Below are 21183 nucleotides of genomic sequence, written 5' to 3' on the forward strand. Positions count from 1 at the left end.
TAAAAATCTCTTGCATATAAAATAGTAAAATAACACATCGAATAGTTTTTCGATTACAAGTTTTATAATAGATTTGAAAATTCATAATTTTATTACCCTTGAAAAACAATCTTTTTAAAGATTTACAATTTATATTTCCTTGGCGGAGCTATCAGAAAGATTTATTAACTAATTTTTCTACCCATATTTCTGATGATCATTTTCATGTTATAGCTCCTCCAGGGTCTGGAAAAACAGTATTAGGATTAGAAATAGTAAAAAGAATAGGTAAAAAAACCTTAGTACTAGCTCCTACATTAACCATAAGAAATCAGTGGGAAGAAAGACTACAAAACTTTTTTACAAAAGAACATTTTGAATCTGTATCTTTTGATATTAAATCATTATCAAACATTAATTTTTCTACCTATCAATCATTACACAGTTTTTATAAAACATTTAATAATAAAGATGCATATTATACTTATTTTAAAGATAATGGTATTGAAACTATAGTATTAGATGAAGCACATCATTTAAAAAGCGAATGGTGGAAATGTCTATATGAATTAAAACAAAGTTCACTATATACAGTAGTTGCACTCACAGCTACTCCTCCTTATGATAGTGAACGAACAGAACTTACTAAATACTTTCAATTGTGTGGCGAAATTGATGATGAAATTGCTACACCAGATTTGGTTAAAGAAGGCAACTTATGCCCTCATCAAGATTACGTTTATTTATCTAAACCTAGCGATATAGAAATAAACTATATTGTAAACTTTAGACGTAAAATAGCAGAATTTATTGATGAGTTAAAACATGACCAAGAGTTTAAACAGTTTATATACAATCATCGTTTTTATAAAGATCCAACTGAAAATATTGATGAGTTGTATGCTAATCCTGAGTTTTTTTCTGCTATAATAATCTTCTTAAAATCATGTAATGAAATCATTCCTTTCGAAAAAATTTCCATTCTTGGTTTTGAAAAAGAAGACGAAGTTGAAATTCCAAGATTAACCAACACTTGGACAGAATTATTATTACAACATATAATAAATGACAAGCTCAATTTACCTGAATATGAACACTACATTATAACTTTAGAAAAAAAACTAAAGAAATTAAATATATTAGACCATAATAAAGTAAATTTTATAGGCAATAATAGAATTTACAAATCACTATTTAGTAGTCCCAGTAAACTAAAAAGTATTGTAAAAATTATTAATTACGAATACAGTCACCTCGGCAACAAATTACAAAGCGTAATATTAACTGATTATATTCGTAATGAGTTTATAAATACCTCAGAAAAAGACATCAAAAATATTAATAAACTTGGAGTTGTACCAATTTTTCAAAACTTGCGTATTTCAATTGATAACAAAAATATCCTTGCTGTTCTATCAGGGAGTTTAGTAATTATCCATGCTTCTTTACTTGGGGAATTTTATTTAAATGAAAATACTGACTATTATACAACAAAAGCCCTTGAATGTGATAGTGAATATGTAATTATTTCAGGCAAATCAAACACAAAAAGTCGTATGGTTGCCGCTATAACACATTTATTTGAAATAGGTAAAATTAAAATTCTTGTAGGCACAAAATCGTTGCTAGGTGAAGGCTGGGATGCTCCTAGCATTAACACATTAGTATTAGCTTCTTTTGTTGGATCTTTTGTTACATCAAATCAAATGCGTGGAAGAGCAATTCGCTCTCAAATTAACAACCCTTCAAAAACAGGAAATATTTGGCATTTAGCATGTATAGACCCAACTATTGAAGACGGTGGGCGAGATTTAGAAATATTAAAACGTCGTTTTGATGCTTTTTTAGGTATTTCAAATACAGAAGACGTTTTTATTTCTAATGGCTTTGATCGACTAGGACTTCCTAAAACCATTACACTTGAAGAGGTAGATTCCATAAATAAACAAACTTTAAAAAGTTCGAGTAATAGACATAATACCACTAAAAACTGGGAAAAAGCCATATTTAAAGGAAACAAATTAGGCAGAGAACTAAAACATTTTTTTGAGGGCAAAAAACAGTATCCAGTACAAAAGAAAATTTATTATAACGATGCTGTAAAATATGCTTTGGTTGAACTAACTATTACTCTTTCAATTTTCTTACCTGAGTTTTTATTAAAAAATTTACATGTACTACTAAATAAAGGTATTGTATATTTTATCTATTCTATTCTAGCTTTTTTAGGACTTAATTTTGGTGTAAAAACCTATAATGCCATAAAGTTATATTTACAATTTGGCATGATTCATAAAGACATTGAAAAAATAGCCCATGCCATTTTTGAAACTCTTTATGAATTACAGCATATAACTACTGAAAAATCGAATATTGAAATCATTGTAACACTCTTACCTCAAGGTGATGTAACTTGCTCAATTAAAGGTGCAAATCAAATAGAAAGTAATCTATTTATTAACGCATTAAACGAAATATTACAACCCATAGAGAATCCACGCTATCTAATTGCTAAAAACATCTGGTATCGAAAAAAATTAAGTATTCAAAATTATTTTCCCGTTCCCAAGATATTTGGAGATAAAAAAGAAAGATGCCTAATTTTTTTAAAACATTGGAGTCACCAAATGGGAAAATCTAAAATCTATTATACTCGCAATTTAGAAGGAAGAAAAATACTAGTGAAAGCAAGGTTGTTTCACATTAGTGGAGCCAAAAAACAGGTTACAAAAAAATCTATAATTTGGAAATAAGACGACTTAGAGTAGTAACTCTTCAATTATTTTTTCAAATCTAAAGCAAAAATTACAATTTGATATAAAATCTTAGTCTATCAAACCCAATTTTTAGGATTTTTCAATACTTTAATCAACCTTTCTTCTTCGCTATCTTTTTCTGGATGATGGTCATAAACCCATTGTACATGTGGCGGTAAACTCATTAATATACTTTCAATACGCCCATTAGTTTTTAATCCAAATAAAGTTCCTTTATCATGTACTAAATTAAATTCTACATACCTACCTCTTCGTATTTCTTGCCAATTACGTTGAGCTTCATCGTAGGGCAATTCTTTCCGTTTGTCTACAATAGGCACATATGCTTGTAAAAAACTATCGCCTACTTCGGTAACAAAACTGTACCAATTTTCCATAGAAAATTGATTTGTTTTTTTACAATAATCAAAAAACAAACCACCAACTCCTCTTGCCTCATTACGATGGGTATTGTAAAAATATTGATCACAACGCTCTTTATACTTTTTATAAAATTCTGAATTATGTTTATCGCAAGCCTGTTTACAAACTTGATGAAAATGTATTACATCTTCATCAAACAAATAATACGGTGTTAAGTCTTGCCCACCACCAAACCATGAATCTACAATATTGCCTTGTTTGTCATACATTTCAAAATACCGCCAATTGGCGTGTACCGTTGGCACAAAAGGATTTTTTGGATGCAACACCAAACTAAGTCCACATGCAAAAAAATCAGCCTCTTTCACTCTAAAATGCTCTTGCATAGTTATAGGTAATTCTCCATAAACGGCTGATATATTAACACCTCCTTTTTCAAAAACCTCACCATTTTCTATAACTCTTGTTCTACCTCCACCTCCTTCTGGTCGTTTCCAAAAATCTTCTTTGAATTTGGCTTTACCATCAACTTCTTCAAGCTTCAAAGTAATATTATCTTGTAATTTTTGAATATAATTATAAAATTTATCTCTCATTTTAAACTCGTTAGATTTTTACTCTTTAAGCATTATACAAATAGTTAATAAATACCTATTAAAACACTATTATTTTAGACATTACTAACCAACTCATACAATTCCATATCAATCGGTTGTTCACCAACAGGAGTAAACTCATTCTTAAGTGTTTTAATCCATTTATACACACACTTTTCTGCTACTCGAACACTTGGTATATTGCTTTTATGCGTAACGATTCGCAGTGTTTTTAGTCCCAATGATTTGAAAGCATAATTAGACAAATATTACAAGCATCTTCATTCTTAATTGGATTAATTTCATAAGTATCAAACTGAGCAATCACTAAACTGTTTTTTTATTATTTATTAATGAAACTGTTCCAATTGAAGCAGCTGTAACCGAAAAAGGGAGAACTAAGATTACCCCAACAACTGGAATCATCAAAAATAACATAAAAATAACACCATTACCAATAGCAAAACCTTTATTTTTCCTTACAAAATCAATACTATCTTTATAATTAAAATGTCTCTCTAAAGTGTAGTCTATATTTCCAAACCCGGCATAGTATGCTTGAATTAAAAATAATAATACTGTAGTAAAAATATTAATTATAGGAATAAAGCTCAATAACAAAATAGGAATAGTAAAAAGCAATTCTTTACCTAAATTTCGTAGATTAATTCTAATTCCTCTCCAGAGTTGATTGCTAAAACTTGTAGTTCTATGATGGTGAAGTTCTGAAGGTTGCACACCAGAAAAATGAGCTTCAATTCTTTCAGAAACAGGACTCATAAATGGAGCTGACAATGCCATAATAATGTGTTTATATAAAATTAACCCTAACACAACAATCGTTAAACCACCTATAACATTACTTATAGTAGTAAATACTTCTTTACCCCAATTCCATCGCCAAATTTTAGTAATATAATATCCAATATCATCTGACAAACCATACGCTAAAAAACCAATAATTATAGCTGTTACAATACTTATTAAAATAGGAATAAAAAAAAACTTCCAAAGTTTTAATTCAGAAATAAGTCCAAATGACTGCGTGTAGTTTTGTATGCTTTTAAAAATATTTTTAATCATTTACTGGATAAATAAATTATAAAAATTAATCTTCGAGTTTTTCAATGAATACTAGATCATTATTATACTTTTTTATATCATCCACAGAATACACCATTTTAGCCTCTTCTACTTTTTCAAGTAAAACATCTACAAACTGCTGTGTAGTTCTCTCATCATTTTGAATAAAAATTTTTCTACCTACATGATTGTTATGGCTATCCATTTCTCTTTCTAGAGGTTCATTAGGAGAAAATTTTTCGTGCCAATCTGTTACTTTTTGGGCAAACCGAATAGCTTTTCTAGTATTGCCACGCCATTTAGAACATTTTTTAGCAATTAAGATATTCCACAAAGCATGTCTAAAAGCATTAGTTACATTATTTTTATGATGCTTTTTGTCATAATATTCATCAGAAATTTTTACAGTTTCATAAGTTGCTAAAAAAGTAGGAACCAAATTTAACGGGTGCCTTATAAATAAAAGGATAAATGACCAAGCATTACCCTTATTTATTAATTTTATAAAACCTGACTTATCCATTACTATTTATACTCTTTTACGGCATCAATAAATGCTTTGACATTATCTAGAGGTATATTAGGTAGAATACCATGCCCTAAATTCACTATATATTTGTCTTTGCCAAATTCATTTATCATTTGATGTACCATTTTTTTTATTGTAACAGGTGGAGACAATAACCTAGATGGATCAAAATTTCCTTGAAGTGTAATATTTCCGCCAGATAAATAACGTGCATTTTTCGGTGTAATTGTCCAATCAACTCCAATTGCACTAACGTTAGATTTTGCCATTTCTTCTAAAGCAAACCAACAGCCTTTACCAAAAGCAATAACAGGTGCTTCATCTTTCAAGGCCTCAACAATCTGATTAATATATCGCCAAGAGAACTCTTGATAATCCGTTGGAGATAGCATACCTCCCCAAGAATCAAAAATCTGTACAACATCAACCCCTGCTTTTACTTTAGCTTTTAAATAAGCAATAGTTGTATCTGTAATTTTTTGTAACAATTGATGTGCAGCCTGAGGTTGCGTAAAACAAAACTCTTTCGCTTTATCAAAATTCTTACTACCTTGACCTTGAACCACATAACAAAGTATGGTCCAAGGCGAACCTGCAAAACCTATTAGAGGAACTTCGTTACTCAATAGCTCTTTAGTAGCTTTAATTGCTTGCATTACATAGTCCAATTCTACGTTAACATCAGGTACAATTACCTCATCTACGCCTTTTTGACTTCTAACAGGATTGGGTAAATATGGCCCAAAATTAGGTTTCATTTCTACCTCAATATTCATGGCCTGCGGTATTACCAGAATATCAGAAAATAAAATAGCAGCATCCATTCCAAACCTCCTTATCGGTTGCACTGTTATTTCACTTGCCAATTCTGGAGTACGACATCTAGTAAAGAAATCATATTTTTCACGAATAGCAATAAATTCAGGTAAATACCTTCCAGCTTGACGCATCATCCAAACAGGTGGACGTTCAACAGTTTCGCCTTTTAAGGCTCTTAAAAATAGGTCGTTTTTAATCATTTTACAAATGGAGACTAAACCATACAGTTAAAAAAACATATGGTATATTTAAATAATTAGGGTTTATTTTAAATTCTTTGCCACAGCTTTCATGGCTTTATCAATTGCTTTTTCAGTTTTTTCAAGGTCTTTTTCACTTAAAGAAGATGATAAAAACCAGGCCTCAAATTGTGATGGCGGTAAAAATATACCACTATTTATCATTTCCCAGAAAAAAACAGCAAACTTTTCAGTATCAGATTGTTGTGCTTCTTCAAAATTAGTAACCTTACCTTTTGTAAAAAAAGGATTAATCATAGAGCCAAATCTATTTACAACAATATCTATATTATGTTTATTAGCTTTTTCTAATAACGTATTTTCCAACCACAATGCTACTTCCTCAAATTTTTGATATGGATTTTGTTTTTTTAATTCTGTTAATGTAGCTATTCCTGCTGCCATAGCAATTGGATTTCCACTAAGAGTTCCTGCTTGATACATACCACCTAAAGGTGCAACCATTTCCATAATTTCATTTCTTGCTCCATAAGCTCCTACAGGAAAACCTCCACCAATTACTTTACCTAAACATGTAATATCTGCTTCAACCCCTAATACTTCTTGTGCTCCACCAAATTTTGAACGGAAGCCAGTCATTACCTCATCAATTATTAACAAGGCATTCTTTGAATGCAAATAATCTTTTAACTCCTTTAAAAAATTCTCTTGCGGCAATACCACTCCCATATTTCCGGCAATAGGTTCTATAATAACACCAGCAATATCATCATGCTTATCAAAATGAGCTTTTACACTATCGATATCATTGTAATTAGCAATTAAGGTATTTTTAACAGCACCTTCTGGAACACCTTTACTTCCTGGTAAACTTAAGGTTGCTAATCCTGAACCTGCAGCAACCAATAAGGCATCGGAATGACCGTGATAACAACCTGAAAACTTAATAATTTTATCTTTTCCTGTATATGCTCTTGCTAAACGTAAAGCACTTAATACCGCTTCTGTACCTGAATTTACAAAGCGTACCTTGTCAATTCCCGTAAAAGCATCACATACAATTTTAGCTAATTTTATCTCATTTTTTGTAGAAGCTCCAAAAGTATATCCATTTTTTAAAGCTTTTTTTATTGCTTTTTCTACTTTTTTATGTCTGTGTCCCAAAATCATTGGCCCATAAGACAATACATAATCTATATATTTATTAGCGTCAACATCTACAATTTTAGAACCTTTGGCCTTTTTAATAAATAACGGATTACCTCCCACAGAAGCAAAAGCCCTAACTGGTGAATTTACAGCACCAACTAGATGTTTTAACCCTTTTTGATATAGTTTTTCTGAATTTTTATGATTCATTTTTTAATAATTATTTCTACAAAATTAGGAATCTAATTAGTTTCTATTCTAATTTCTTCCCGAATGTTCCCAAATTGGGGATTTACTCAACGTTATGCCTCTCAATGGTTATAAAAGACATAAAAATTTTTATTTTGACAATAATTTTGCAACTTCTTTAGCAAAGTAAGTTATAATTATATTTGCACCTGCTCTTTTCATTGAGAGCAAGCTTTCCATCATAACTTTTTCCTCATCAATCCATCCTTGCTGACCTGCAGCTTTTATCATAGCATATTCACCACTAACGTTATAACACGCTATTGGTCTATCAAAATTATTTTTTAAATCGCGAATTATATCTAAATAAGATAATGCTGGTTTTACCATAAGTATATCAGCCCCTTCAGCATCATCAAAAGTTGCTTTTCTAAGAGCTTCATCTCTATTTGCAGCATCCATTTGATAGGTTTTACGATCTCCAAAACTTGGAGCTGAATCTGCCGCATCCCTAAAAGGTCCATAAAAAGCTGAAGCATATTTTACAGAATATGCCATTATAGGCAAGTTAGAAAAACCAGTATTGTCTAACGCCTCACGTATCATTGCAATAGTGCCATCCATCATACCGGATGGTGCAATCATATCTGCTCCTGCTTTCGCATGTGAAATAGATTGTTTTGCTATATTTACTAGAGTGGCATCATTATCTACATCATTATGATGTAAAATTCCACAATGACCATGCGATGTATATTCGCAAAAGCACACATCTGTGATTACATATAAACTGGGATAATGTTTTTTAATAAAACGAATAGCCTTTTGAATAATACCTTGATCGTTCCATGTTTCTGTTCCTTCATCATCTTTCTTTGAAGGAATGCCAAATAATAAAACAGCGGGAATATTTAACGCAGTAACCTCATCCAACTCTTTAGATATTCTATCTAAAGAGAACCGTTTTATACCAGGCATAGAAACAATGTCATTTTCAATATTTTCACCCTCTTCAATAAATAATGGGTAAATTAAATCATCAACAGAAAGTTTAGTTTCCCTAACTAATCTGCGAATATTTTCTGACTTTCTAAGTCTTCGTGTTCTGTACATAATACTTTATTTTCTTTGCTTTTTAAAAACAGCAATTTATTTAAACGTAGTACACAAAGTTATAAGATAAATGCCTTGTCAGTAATAATTCTTTTATGACTTTACAAAATGTAAATTAGCCAATTCTATTACACTTTCAACGGTAGGAACATTGGCAAACTTTACTTCTTTAAAATATTTATTAGCTTCCAATGCAGTAGTTTCACCAATACAAAAAGCTATTCCCTTAGGTTTATTATTTTGCATATAACTTTGCACCGTTGATGGACTATAAAATAAGATTCCATCCGTATCTTCATCTACTTTTTGAGAACTTAACATGGTTTTATAAGCCTCAACCTCATTTACTATTATTTCATTTTCTTCTAAAAAATTAGGCAAATAATCTTGACGTAAATTACTAGTAAAATATGTTACCTCTTTTCCTTTTAACTCTTCTAGCAACATTGATGCTAATTTCTTAGCGTTTTTAGCTACTAATTTTACAGGTCCAATTTTTTTCTCAACCAATGCTTTAGTTCTACGCCCTACGCAATAAATATTTTTAAACTTTAATTGCTTTAAGTCAAAATTGGTTTCTAAGGAAGCAACTGTATTTTTACTGGTAATTATAACATTTTCAAGTTCCTTTTTTAACAATGTCTGTGGTATTCTGCTAAATCTTATTTTAACAAAATCACTATCGTCGACTCGAATGTCTTCATGAACTAATTTAGACTGAACTACCGTTAATTTTTTAGTTGAACAAATTTTATATTTCTTTTCAAATTTTCCGTAATTAGACATTAGTTTTTTACCGCCTCTATTGATAATAATTTCGGCTGCATCTTGTGCTAAATACTTATGTTTTCTAAGTTTTACAGTTTTATTTACTTCTTTTTTACTTGTACCATCTTCACTTAAAACAATACCTTTAAGTGTAATTTCTTCTCCATTAATGTAGCATAACGCCCCAATTGGAGCTGAGCAACCACCTTCTAATAAATTTAAAAACTTACGCTCTACTGAAGTACAAATCTCAGTTTCCTCATGATTTAGTTTTGCACAAGCTTCTCTACAAAACTCATCATCCTGCAGAGTAGTAATCATTATAGCACCTTGTGCAGGGGCTGGAATCATCCAACTTAATGTTACTATATTTTCAGGTTTTATACCTATACGTTTTAAACCTGCGGCAGCAAAAATTGCTCCATTCCAATCTTCATTATCTTTTATTTTTTGAAGTCGTGTATTTACATTTCCTCGTAAACCAACAACTTTATGAGAAGGATAGCGATGCAACCACTGAGCCTTGCGTCGTAAACTACCTGTTGCAATAATAGCATCTTTCTGAGCCAAAAACTCTTCATTATCTTTAAAAACTAGCACATCTTCAGAGGGGCCTCTTCGTAAAACAGCCGCTTGTACAATACCTTCTGGTAAAACTGTTGGAACATCTTTAAGAGAATGTACTGCTATATCAATATCATGATTTAGCATTGCAATATCCAAATTACGAGTAAATACTCCAGTAATCCCAAGTTTGTAAATAGGTTTATTTAAAACTAAATCACCTGTAGCTTTTACCGCAATTAACTCTGTTTTATACCCTAAATATTCTAATTGCTCTTGAACGGTTTTAGCTTGCCACATTGCTAGTTCACTGTCGCGTGTACCTATTCTAATTGTCTTTTCCATTATTAATTATTCAGCTGAAAAACCTTTGAAATCAGTTCAATACTCTCATCAGAAGATGTCTCATTATCTTTTAAATGATTCGCAAATTGTTTTGTAATTTTCTGAACAATTCTATCTGACAACAACACTGCTTGCTCCTCATTAAAATCAGGTATTTTTTTACGCTGATAATCAATCTCTTCAGATTTAATTTCTTCCAACTTAGACTTTAAGGCTTTTATTGTTGGAGCAAATTTACGTGTTTCTAACCAAGCTTTAAATTCATCCTCTATTTTACTAATAATTTTTTCGGCTAATGGAATTTGTGCTTTTCTTCGTTGAAGTGTATCATCTGTAATTTGTGAAAGATCATCTAAATGTACTAAACTTACATTTTTTAACTCTAGCACATCTTCTGATACATTTTTAGGAATCGATAAATCTAAAATCAATAAAGGTTTATCGTTATAAATAATATCTTTTGATACTGTAGGTAGTTGTGCACTAGTGGCTACAATTAAAACGTCTGCTTTTTTTATCTCCGTTTGTAAATCAGCATAATTTGCTACAGTAACATCAAATTTACCTGCAACTTCTACCGCTTTATCTTTGGTTCTATTAACTAAAGTTATGTGTTTATTTTGAGTGTGTTTTACTAAATTATCACAAGTATTTCTACCTATTTTTCCTGTGCCAAATAATAAGATATTTTTATTAGAAATGTCCTTTACATTATTTAAAATATACTGAACTGAAGCAAAAGAAACCGAAGTAGCACCCGAGCAAATTTCTGTTTCGGTTTTAACTCGTTTACTAGCTGTAATTACATTATTAGTTAATCGTTCTAGAAAAGTTTTTAATAGATTCAATTCTTTGGAAGCCAATGCACTTTTCTTTAATTGGCCAATAATTTCAAAATCGCCTAAAATTTGACTTTCTAATCCTGTTCCTACACGAAAAATATGATTTACAGCTTCGTTATTTTTATAAACATAAGCTACTTTCTCAAATTCTTCTATTGTACCTTTTGAGTATTTGCATAGTAATTTAATGAGTTGAAAAGGATGTTCAGCAAAACCATAAATTTCCGTTCTGTTACAAGTAGAAATTACAATAATTTCCTCTATACCTTCAGCAGAAGCTTCTTTGAGTAAATTGGTTCTAGCAGTATCGTTTAAACTGAAGCGACCTCTAATTACCGCATTGGCTTTTTGATAACTTAATCCAATACAGTAAAATGAATGATGTTTTGAAATGTGATATCGTTGCATAATCTTTCAATCAAACGCAAAAATATAATTAGTAAATGAATAAAAACAACGCTAAAAGGATTATTTTTATCGCTCTAAGTTTTTTGCAGATTTTAATCTCTTAAATTTGATTATAAGCCTTATATTTGCTAACATTAAGACATTATCAAAAGTCTTAATTTAGAATAATTCTAAATAATAACAGTAAAAATACATCGTATAAAAATGTTAAAAAGTAACGCAGAAAGTCCTACACTTAAAAACGAAATTGAACCTGGTGTTGTAATTCTAAAATCGCTAAACGAAGAACATGAAACTCAAACTATTACCTATGACATTGACAGCAGCTATATTCAATTTCATTTCTGTATAAAAGGTTTTTCTAAATTTTTATTTAATAATGGAAATTATAGTTTTGACATTACTGAAGAATATTCATTATTACTTTACAACCCGCAAACAGACTTACCTTTACACCTAGAACTTTCTGCCAAATCATGGGTAGTTTCATTATTTATATCCATAAAAAAATTTCATTCATTATTTTCAGAAGAAGCAAACTATATTCATTTTTTAACAGATGATAACAAGGATAAAAAATACTACAACACCAAAGAAATAACACCCTCAATCTCTGTAGTTTTAAATCAGATGATAAACTACAACATTCATCGCTCTATAGAAAATTTATATCTAAAAGGAAAAGTTTATGAATTATTAAGTTTATGCTTTAACCATGGTGGTGAAGCAGATATTGAACAATGTCCTTTTTTAGTTGATGAGCAAAATGTTCTCAAAATTAGAAGAGCAAAAGATATTATAATTGCAAACATGACAGAACCACCAAGTTTACAAGATTTAGCTAACGAAGTTGAGCTCAACTTAAAAAAGTTAAAATCTGGATTTAAACAGCTTTACGGAGATACGGTTTATAGTTTTTTATTTGATTATAAAATGGAAGTAGCTAGACAACTATTAGAAACCAACCAATATAATGTTAATGAGGTAGGCTTAAAAGTTGGATACAGCACTTCAAGTCATTTTATAGCTGCATTTAAGAAGAAATATGGCACAACACCAAAAAAATACATAAGCCAATCTTAATACGATTAAAAACAAAACCTCTTCGCTATAAAACAATATGAAACAACTTAGTCATAACGAAATAAAGAACAATTACAGAAAATTTCCAATTACTATTGTTTGCGATGCTATTAGAACTCCAGAAAATATTGGAATGTGCTTTAGAATTTCTGAATCTTTCGGTGTTGAAAAAATATACCTACATGAAAATTCAATAGACATAACAAACAGAAAAGTTCAAAAAACTGCTAGAAATACAATTCATCAAATTGAGCACGACAGGTATACTAACTTTAACGAAGTTATTTTAAAACTTAAAAAGGAAGGCTTTTTTATTATAGGATTAGAAATCACAAACCATAGCACCAAAATTCAAGATTTTGATTTTAAAAAACATCATAAAATAGCGTTAGTTGTCGGCAGCGAGAGAAACGGAATTTCAGACGTTAATTTATTAGATAAAAGCATCAAAATACCAATGTATGGCAACAATTCTTCTATGAATGTAATTCATAGTTTAGCCATAGCTTTATATGAAATTACAAATCAAATTAATTAATAATGACCTCCCAAATATGAATTACTATACCCATTAGGATTTAAACGTTTTCTATTTTTATACTTAACTAAACTTAATACTTCTTCAACCAATTCTTGATCGGTTTTAGCATCGTTAAGCATAAGACCTCTACTCTCAGTCATAAGATAAGGTTTTGTATTAATTTGATCTCCCTCTTTTTCAAAAGCAACAAAATACAACCAATCCATATTAGCGTAATCATTAACATTTTTTAATTTAAAAAAATATACTTCGATTTGTTTCGTATTAACAATAAGCTCTACTTTTTTAAAGAACGTTATTTCATCTTTATCTTGACTGTAATAAGTTTCAGAAAACAATTTAGATTGGGCGTACTTCTGCTGAAACGTTTCTGTTTTAACTATTTCTGGCAACAGTTTATTTTGCTCTAATTTATCTATTAAAACACTAATGTTTTTAATATTACCCATGGTTTTCTCTTCCAATTGTGTTGGAATTAATTCCTTATTTTTCTTCAACAATACATAATAGTTACTCAATGCATTTACATCATCACTTTCTAAGAGTTTTGTATAAAATTTTGAAATTTTATCATCTTCTCTATAAGGAAATAATAAATTTACATAATACGTTAACAAGGATTTAGCATATTTAGATTTACTATAAGAATTACCTTTAGCAAGACTTCTTTTTAACTCTATTTTGGCATCATTAAGCAATTGTTCCTTGTATTTTTTGTAAGTTTTAGGTTTTACTAAGCTACTGTCTTTAAGCTTTGACAACAAACTATAGATAGGTTTTTTATACTCTTGAACTGTAGAATATTTTAACAATTCAGGAAACAACTTACTTTTTACTTGTAAAGAATCTTTCTCTCCTGAACTATCAAAAATAGAGTTCATAGAATAATTACCTATAGGAAAATCATTTTCTAATAACTCTAATATCAATTGATAAGACTCATTATTCTTTTTAGCAACTAAAGCTTTTATTATATTTATTTGTGTTTCGGGTTCGCTATATGATTTTAGATACAACTGTTTTAAAAACGACGATGTTTTATCACTTTTTAAGTCTGACAATTGACGAATAAGATTTCCTTTCGCGTATTTTTCATCTTTATCAAACTTATATGAGTTTAATACACTAATAATTTTATCAATATCATTTTCAGTAAAGCGTATCAAATTATGAGCACGATCAACTAGACTATCTTTATTTTTTAAAGCAATAAAATAATCGTCCACTTTATTTTCTAAAACATCTCTACCCAAAAGTGTATCTAAAGGCGTAAAAGTTTTATAAAATTCTTCTACAAATTTTGAAGAAGTGCTTAAGCTATCTTCCATCGTTTTTAATTCAAATAACACTCCTTTTTTTAGAATATTTTTTACTCTAATTCGCTTTGCACTTAAACTATCTTTTACATAAAAAGAATAGGTATTAAGTCCATTTTCTTTTAATTTTTGCTTGTTAGTTAAATGGAATTTACCAATATAGGCTCTATCTAATTGACTCCATAAACTATCAACATTACTAAACATTTGTAAATCGTGATATTTAGTTCGCTTTATAAAAATATTCTCATTGGTATTAGAACCGTATTGCTTCTTTTTAATATTTGCATTATAGGGTTTTACCTTTTTTCTTCCTCCTCCATAATAACTACTATAAGGAGGTTTAACAGTTGTATTTACAGTAAAATACAGTGAAGTGTCTGTAACTTGCTCAAATTCTTCTTTATAATGTATATCCTTAAATTTAAAAGAATTAAAATATTCAGAAGCTTTATCTTTATTTTCACCTACATAACCCAACAAATAATAAGTTTCATCTTTAACAACACTTTTTAAAATCAATTGTTTTCGTTGTACAGAATCTAAAAATGCACTTGACATATAAGATGCATAACCACCTTCTTTAATAAATTCTCCATTTTTTTGTGTCACCTTTAAACTTTTATAAAATGCTTTATGAATATATTTAGCCTCAAAGTCATCCTCTTCAATATAATCCACATCATGTACTGGCACTTCTTGCAAAAAATAATAGCCGTTATTATCAAAAGCCTGAATTAAGTTTTTGCCCGCAACTTCAAAACTACCTGAAATATAATTTTGAGGAATGTTAATTGAATATTTACCAAAATCAGGTGTAAACTCCGTCCTTTCATTTAAACTAGATTTGAAAGTTATAGAATTAAAAATTTTATCAGCATAGTTTAATACATAATTACTTTTACCACCCAATTTTATTATAATAATTTCTAGTGGTGTTTTATAAATATGATATTTTTGATAATCACCTTTCTTGGTTTTATTTAAAATACTCAGGCCGGGATATGGAAATGTTAAGGTCTCTTTTTTTATTATTTTGCCCGGAATATCTTCATATAACAAATGATCAATATCATTTAAATCTATTTTAGAATTCTCTTTCACATTCAAACAATCAAAAGTATTAATTCTGGTAATAGCCAAATATCCACCATTAGCCATATCAGTAGCGACATAATATTTTTGATTAAAAAAATTGAGCTCTAATAATTTTTCAAAACTTAAAATACTTAAAAACTTATCTGGGGTTGATTCTCGAGACACTTTTGGTTCAACAAAGGTTGATTCCAACTTAGTTTTCATAGAAGAAGCAAAAGAAGTTCTCTTTGATGTTAAAGCCGTTACCGTATACCCTCTTCTTCTTAACATTTCAATTATACCATTTTCTCCTGGTAAATGAGCTGCACCAACTCCTGAAAATACTGATTTAACACGCATTAAAGAATCTAATTTATTAACCATATTTTCGTTTCGCTTATACAACATAAACTTCCTAAAATATTCTGTATTTGTTGCGGCTCCGATCGAATCTAATAAATCTAAATTTCTATCCCTATAAGCATCTTCCGTCAACATATACATCGGCTTTTCTTTATATAGTTTTTTTAACCATGTGTCTTGTTGTTTTTTTATTCTATTATAACTTGCCTTTGTTACCAAATATCTTGACTCTTTAAAATTTTCAAGTCCTACCACAAGCTTACCATTTTTTTTACCTGCCTGATAAATAAACATATCCAAATATGTTTCTTCTTCAAAATTATCTGATCCTAGTTGTTTTCTATACAAATAACTATTTACCAAAGAATTATCTAACCGTATTGCTCTTCTAATAGCTTGTTTTTCAGGAAAAGGCATCTCAAACAAAACACTATAAAAATCTCTATCATAGTAACTACTAGACCTATAATAAGACATTCTATTATTAAAATCATCATAGCTATTTTCTAACCATTCTGTTGGATCGGACTCTAATGCAACAACTTCACTTTTTTGTAAAGATTTATAAAAGATATCATCTAACCGAAATGCAACTTTACTACTCACATGCATAGTACCGTATAAATAAGAATCCTTTTCAAGGTTATTACCAGATATTTTCCAAAGTAGACTCTGATATTTTTGTTGAGCAGAAAGCAAAGAAGATACTGCAAATAAAATAATAGTAATAATTTTTTTCATGAAATATATTTATTTTAAACCTTATTCATCTACCTAAACAACAACATAAGAAGGTTTAACTTACTCGATTATAGTATTTAGAAGTCAAAAAAGATAATTAACAAAAGATAATGAGATTTCTTTGTTCAATAATAAAACAATTTTAAGTTGGATTGTCCTAAAATAAACTTAAATGTTTTACTTTTAAATGATTCTATAAACAATAAATATATTTATTATTTTAAAATAATGGTTTAAAAATAAGCAAAACTCATATTTATGGTAGTTTAACTCTTATTTTAATAAATCTTTTTGATTTGTTTTTTTTAAGATGAGAATTTGACTAATAATTGTACTTTTGCAAGCCAATTTGTTATTCATGAAGAAAGGAATTTTATTAGTTAATCTTGGCTCTCCAGATAGTACCAAAGTGAAAGATGTTAGAAAATATTTGGATGAGTTTTTGATGGATAAGCGTGTTATTGATATTCCAAGATGGAAAAGAGTATTGTTAATTAAAGGAATTATTTTAAATACCCGACCTAAAAAATCTGCCAAAGCGTATAAAAAAATATGGTGGAAAGAAGGATCTCCTTTAGTTGTAATTTCTCAACGATTTACAAAAAAAGTTGCTGACAAATTAGATATTCCTGTTGCTTTAGGGATGCGTTACGGATCTATGAGTATAAAAAAAGGAATTGAAGAACTAGAAAAAAAAGGAGTTGAAGAAATTCTTTTAGTGCCTTTGTATCCTCACTACGCTATGTCTTCTTTTGAAACAGTAGTTGAAAAAGCTAAAGAAGTTAACAGAAAATACTTTCCTACAATTAAAATGGATGTAATGCCTGTTTTTTATAATAAACCTGAGTATATCCAAGTAATGAGTAAAGTTATAAAACAGCATCTAGACAATTTTACTTACGACCATATACTATTTTCATATCACGGCATTCCTGAAAGACATATTTATAAATCTGACCCTACAAATTCCCATTGTAAAATAGATGGATCTTGCTGCGAAAATCATTCTAGAGCACATAGAACCTGTTATAGACACCAATGCTTTGAAACCACTAAAGGTATTGTAAAAGCATTACAATTAAAAGAAGGCACATATAGCAATTCTTTCCAATCGAGATTATTAAAAGACCCATGGCTAAAACCCTATACAGATTTTGAATTAGAACGTTTTGGAAAAGAAGGTGTTAAAAATTTAGCTGTAGTTACTCCTGCTTTTGTATCTGATTGCCTAGAAACCTTAGAAGAAATTGCTATAGAAGGAGAAATACAATTTAAAAATGCTGGAGGAGAAAATTACAAACATATACCTTGCTTAAATGACAATGACAATTGGGTTGATGTTATGGTAAAATGGATTAACGAATGGATTGGTGAGCCAATAACCTTATAATTATAAAAAAATAAAATTTTATTTAGAATATCAGTTTTAGAATTTATAATTTAAATAATTGTAATTTACACGCTAACAACTTTTAACAAACAACTATTCAAGTGAATTATTTATACCTTAAATCACTTCATATCATTTTTGTGACCACATGGTTTGCCGGTCTTTTTTACATGATTAGATTATTTATTTATTATAAAGAAGCAGAAAATAAGCCTGAATTAGAAAAAGATATATTACAAAAACAATATCATTTAATGCTAAAAAGACTTTGGTATATCATCACATGGCCATCTGCAATACTTACCTTTATTTTTGCCGCTTTACTTCTTCACACTCAACCAATATGGCTATCTACCAATTGGATGTGGATAAAATTAGGTTTTGTTCTATTATTATATTTATATCATTTTTCGTGTCAACACATGGTGAATCAAATAGAAAAAGGAACCTTAAAATATTCTGCTCTTAGTTTACGAATTTGGAATGAAGTTGCCACTATCCTACTCTTTGCCATTGTTTTTTTAGTAGTTCTAAAAAACTCTTTAGGCTGGATTTTTGGCACCTTAGGAATTGTTGGAATTTCTATTCTATTAATGCTTGGCATTAAATTATACAAACGTATCCGTGATAAGAGAAGCTGGGATAAATAATTTAAGTTAGTTACAAAAACTAATCCTGCTTTAAACTGCCTTCAAAAGGAATTCTATTTAAAATACTTCGCCCTAAGGTAACTTCATCTGCATATTCTAATTCATTTCCAACAGAAATTCCTCGGGCTATTGTAGAAACATTAATATCTAGATTTTCAAGCTGCTTGTAAATATAAAAATTAGTAGTGTCACCTTCCATAGTAGGACTTAATGCAAAAATAATTTCCTTTACGTTACCTTCTCTTACCTTTTTTACCAAACTATCAATAGTTAAATTTTGAGGACCTACACCTTCTATAGGTGATATTTTTCCACCCAAAACGTGATACATTCCTCTAAATTGACCAGTACTTTCAATAGCCATCACATCTCTAATGTCTTCTACCACACAAATTACTTCTTCATTTCTATTTTTATTGGCACAAATTTCACAAAGATCAACATCAGAAATATTATGGCAGTTTTTACACAATTTAACATTCTCTTTTAAACGTTGTAAAGCTTCAGTCAAATAAGTAGTACGCTCTTTAGGTTGTTTTAACAAATACAAAACCAAACGCAAAGCTGTCCGCTTGCCTATACCAGGCAATTGAGACACTTCATTTACCGCATTTTCTAATAATTTCGAAGAAAAATTCATTGTGTAAAATTAAGGAAATTTTGAACATTTAAAATTTAAAATTGAAGATTTTAATTGAAATCAAATTATGATTTTCTTTAACCTGAATTTTGAAATATTCACAAATTTCAATTTCACAAATTTTGACAACATAAAAACATAAAATTCTTATATTCGTAGCTTATATTTAAAATCAATTTATGCAACCTTTTCATATTCTTTTATTAATAGCTGCCTACTTTCTTGTACTAATATTAATTTCTTATTTAACAGGAAAATCAGCTACTAACGAAACTTTTTTTAAAGCAAATAACAAATCCCCATGGTACGTAGTAGCTTTTGGAATGATTGGAGCTTCCTTATCAGGAGTAACCTTTATTTCGGTTCCTGGTATGATTGGTGGTGAACAATTTGCCTATATGCAAGGTGTATTTGGTTTTTTAGTTGGCTACCTGCTCATTGCTTTTATTTTATTACCTATTTATTACAAAATGAATGTAACTTCTATTTATCAATATTTAGAGCAACGTTTTGGTAAAGTTAGTTATAAAACAGGAGCTTTTTTCTTTTTACTTTCAAGAATTACAGGAGCTTCTTTTAGATTGTTTTTGGTAGCTCTTGCCATGCAATACATTGTGTTTGAACAAATGGGAATTCCGTTTTGGCTTACCGTAGTAATCTCGATTGTTTTGATATGGATTTATACATTTAGAGGTGGTATTAAAACAATAGTTTGGACAGACACCTTACAAACATTAACAATGTTATCTGCCGTAGGTCTAGCAATTTATTTAATTAATGATAGATTAGATTGGACCTATTTAGAATTTTTAAAAACTGATGCCTTCGCAGAAAAAGGACAAATATTTTTCTTTGACGACCCTAATAGCAGTACATACTTTTGGAAATATTTTATAGGAGGTATTTTTATTACTATTGCAATGACTGGTTTAGATCAAGATATGATGCAGAAAAACCTCACTTGTAAAAACAATAGGGATGCTCAAAAAAATATGATTTCGATGTCTATCCTATTAGTAATTGTTAACTTTTTCTTTCTGTCATTAGGGGCCTTACTGTTTATTTATGCAGAAAATTTAGGAATTGATATTCCTATCGTTGATGGAAGAACAAGAACCGATTTATTATTCCCTGAAATTGCCATGAATCAAGATTTAGGTACACCATTAGCAGTAGTATTTATTATTGGGTTAATAGCAGCGGCATATTCTAGTGCGGATAGTGCATTAACTTCTTTAACCACCTCTATCTCAGTTGATGTTCTAGGTATAGAAAAAAAGGCTATTGAAAAGCAAATGCCACTGCGTAAAAAAGTACATATCGGAGTATCTCTTTTGTTAATGATTGTGGTTATAATATTTAATTATCTTGACGGAAACGTGGTTAGTAACCTATTCAAATTTGCAACCTTTACTTATGGTCCTTTATTAGGATTATTTGTTTTTGGTATCTTTACTAAATATCAGATTAAGGATAAATATGCATGGATAGTTGCCTTACTTGCAATTTCTATAAGTTTTGCAATTACTTATTTACCAGAAAGTATTATAGGAAAATATCAATTCCATTGGGAAATTTTACCCCTAAATGGATTAATCACAATGATAGGTTTGTGGTTTATTAGAAAAAAAGACAAAGAAGAAATAGTAACTTCGTAA

The 21183-nt window shown here is 29.5% G+C and carries 16 protein-coding genes; 6 read left to right on the plus strand and 10 right to left on the minus strand.

From position 1 onward, the window contains the following. Positions 1–98: 98 nt before the first annotated feature. Entirely contained in the window at positions 99–2732 is a 2634-nt protein-coding gene (locus tag EGM88_RS02025; RefSeq protein WP_123896298.1) for a DEAD/DEAH box helicase family protein, read from the plus strand. A gap of 80 nt (positions 2733–2812) precedes the next feature. On the opposite strand, the gene hemF is transcribed toward EGM88_RS02025, so the two are convergent. The 8 genes from hemF to hemA form a co-directional block, all read right to left on the minus strand. Then, positions 2813–3715, minus strand: a complete 903-nt coding sequence (hemF, locus tag EGM88_RS02030; protein WP_123896299.1) for an oxygen-dependent coproporphyrinogen oxidase — start codon at positions 3713–3715, stop codon at positions 2813–2815. Positions 3716–4042: 327 nt separating this feature from the next. Beyond that, positions 4043–4798, minus strand: coding sequence for an EI24 domain-containing protein (locus EGM88_RS02035; protein WP_123896300.1), 756 nt, complete (start codon positions 4796–4798; stop codon positions 4043–4045). A 25-nt stretch (positions 4799–4823) separates the two neighbouring features. Beyond that, a complete protein-coding gene (locus EGM88_RS02040; protein WP_123896301.1) occupies positions 4824–5321 on the minus strand; it encodes a DUF6973 domain-containing protein in 498 nt (165 codons plus the stop codon). Between the two features lie 2 nt (positions 5322–5323). Further along, positions 5324–6346 (minus strand): uroporphyrinogen decarboxylase, encoded by a 1023-nt coding sequence (gene hemE / locus EGM88_RS02045; protein WP_123896302.1) that lies wholly within the window; start codon positions 6344–6346, stop codon positions 5324–5326. A 63-nt stretch (positions 6347–6409) separates the two neighbouring features. Then, positions 6410–7705 (minus strand): glutamate-1-semialdehyde 2,1-aminomutase, encoded by a 1296-nt coding sequence (gene hemL, locus EGM88_RS02050; protein WP_123896303.1) that lies wholly within the window; start codon positions 7703–7705, stop codon positions 6410–6412. Positions 7706–7834: 129 nt separating this feature from the next. Continuing rightward, complete coding sequence (gene hemB, locus EGM88_RS02055) at positions 7835–8797, minus strand: porphobilinogen synthase (RefSeq protein WP_123896304.1); 963 nt, start codon at positions 8795–8797, stop codon at positions 7835–7837. A gap of 93 nt (positions 8798–8890) precedes the next feature. Then, entirely contained in the window at positions 8891–10474 is a 1584-nt protein-coding gene (hemC, locus tag EGM88_RS02060; RefSeq protein ID WP_123896305.1) for a hydroxymethylbilane synthase, read from the minus strand. Between the two features lie 2 nt (positions 10475–10476). After that, positions 10477–11724 carry a glutamyl-tRNA reductase gene (gene hemA / locus EGM88_RS02065; protein ID WP_123896306.1) on the minus strand — a complete coding sequence of 416 codons (1248 nt, stop codon included), beginning with the start codon at positions 11722–11724 and terminating at the stop codon, positions 10477–10479. Positions 11725–11928: 204 nt separating this feature from the next. Between hemA and EGM88_RS02070 the strand changes: the two genes are divergently transcribed. Continuing rightward, complete coding sequence (locus EGM88_RS02070) at positions 11929–12807, plus strand: helix-turn-helix domain-containing protein (protein WP_123896307.1); 879 nt, start codon at positions 11929–11931, stop codon at positions 12805–12807. Between the two features lie 37 nt (positions 12808–12844). Then, positions 12845–13345, plus strand: a complete 501-nt coding sequence (locus EGM88_RS02075) for a TrmH family RNA methyltransferase (RefSeq protein ID WP_123896308.1) — start codon at positions 12845–12847, stop codon at positions 13343–13345. Here EGM88_RS02075 and EGM88_RS02080 read toward each other — a convergent pair. Next, a complete protein-coding gene (locus tag EGM88_RS02080; protein WP_123896309.1) occupies positions 13342–16845 on the minus strand; it encodes a TraB/GumN family protein in 3504 nt (1167 codons plus the stop codon). The two genes, EGM88_RS02075 and EGM88_RS02080, sit on opposite strands and share 4 nt — an antisense overlap. Positions 16846–17203: 358 nt before the next feature. Between EGM88_RS02080 and hemH the strand changes: the two genes are divergently transcribed. Next, on the plus strand, positions 17204–18235 hold the full coding sequence (hemH, locus tag EGM88_RS02085) for a ferrochelatase (RefSeq protein WP_123896310.1): 1032 nt from the start codon (positions 17204–17206) through the stop codon (positions 18233–18235). A gap of 101 nt (positions 18236–18336) precedes the next feature. Further along, positions 18337–18885 (plus strand): CopD family protein, encoded by a 549-nt coding sequence (locus tag EGM88_RS02090; protein WP_123896311.1) that lies wholly within the window; start codon positions 18337–18339, stop codon positions 18883–18885. A 19-nt stretch (positions 18886–18904) separates the two neighbouring features. Here EGM88_RS02090 and recR read toward each other — a convergent pair whose 3' ends face one another. Beyond that, on the minus strand, positions 18905–19525 hold the full coding sequence (recR, locus tag EGM88_RS02095) for a recombination mediator RecR (protein WP_123896312.1): 621 nt from the start codon (positions 19523–19525) through the stop codon (positions 18905–18907). 179 nt (positions 19526–19704) lie between these two features. On the opposite strand from recR, the gene EGM88_RS02100 reads away from it, so the two are divergent. Further along, positions 19705–21183, plus strand: coding sequence for a sodium:solute symporter (locus tag EGM88_RS02100; protein ID WP_123896313.1), 1479 nt, complete (start codon positions 19705–19707; stop codon positions 21181–21183).

The organism is Aureibaculum marinum (assembly GCF_003813905.1).
GTDB lineage: Bacteria > Bacteroidota > Bacteroidia > Flavobacteriales > Flavobacteriaceae > Aureibaculum > Aureibaculum marinum.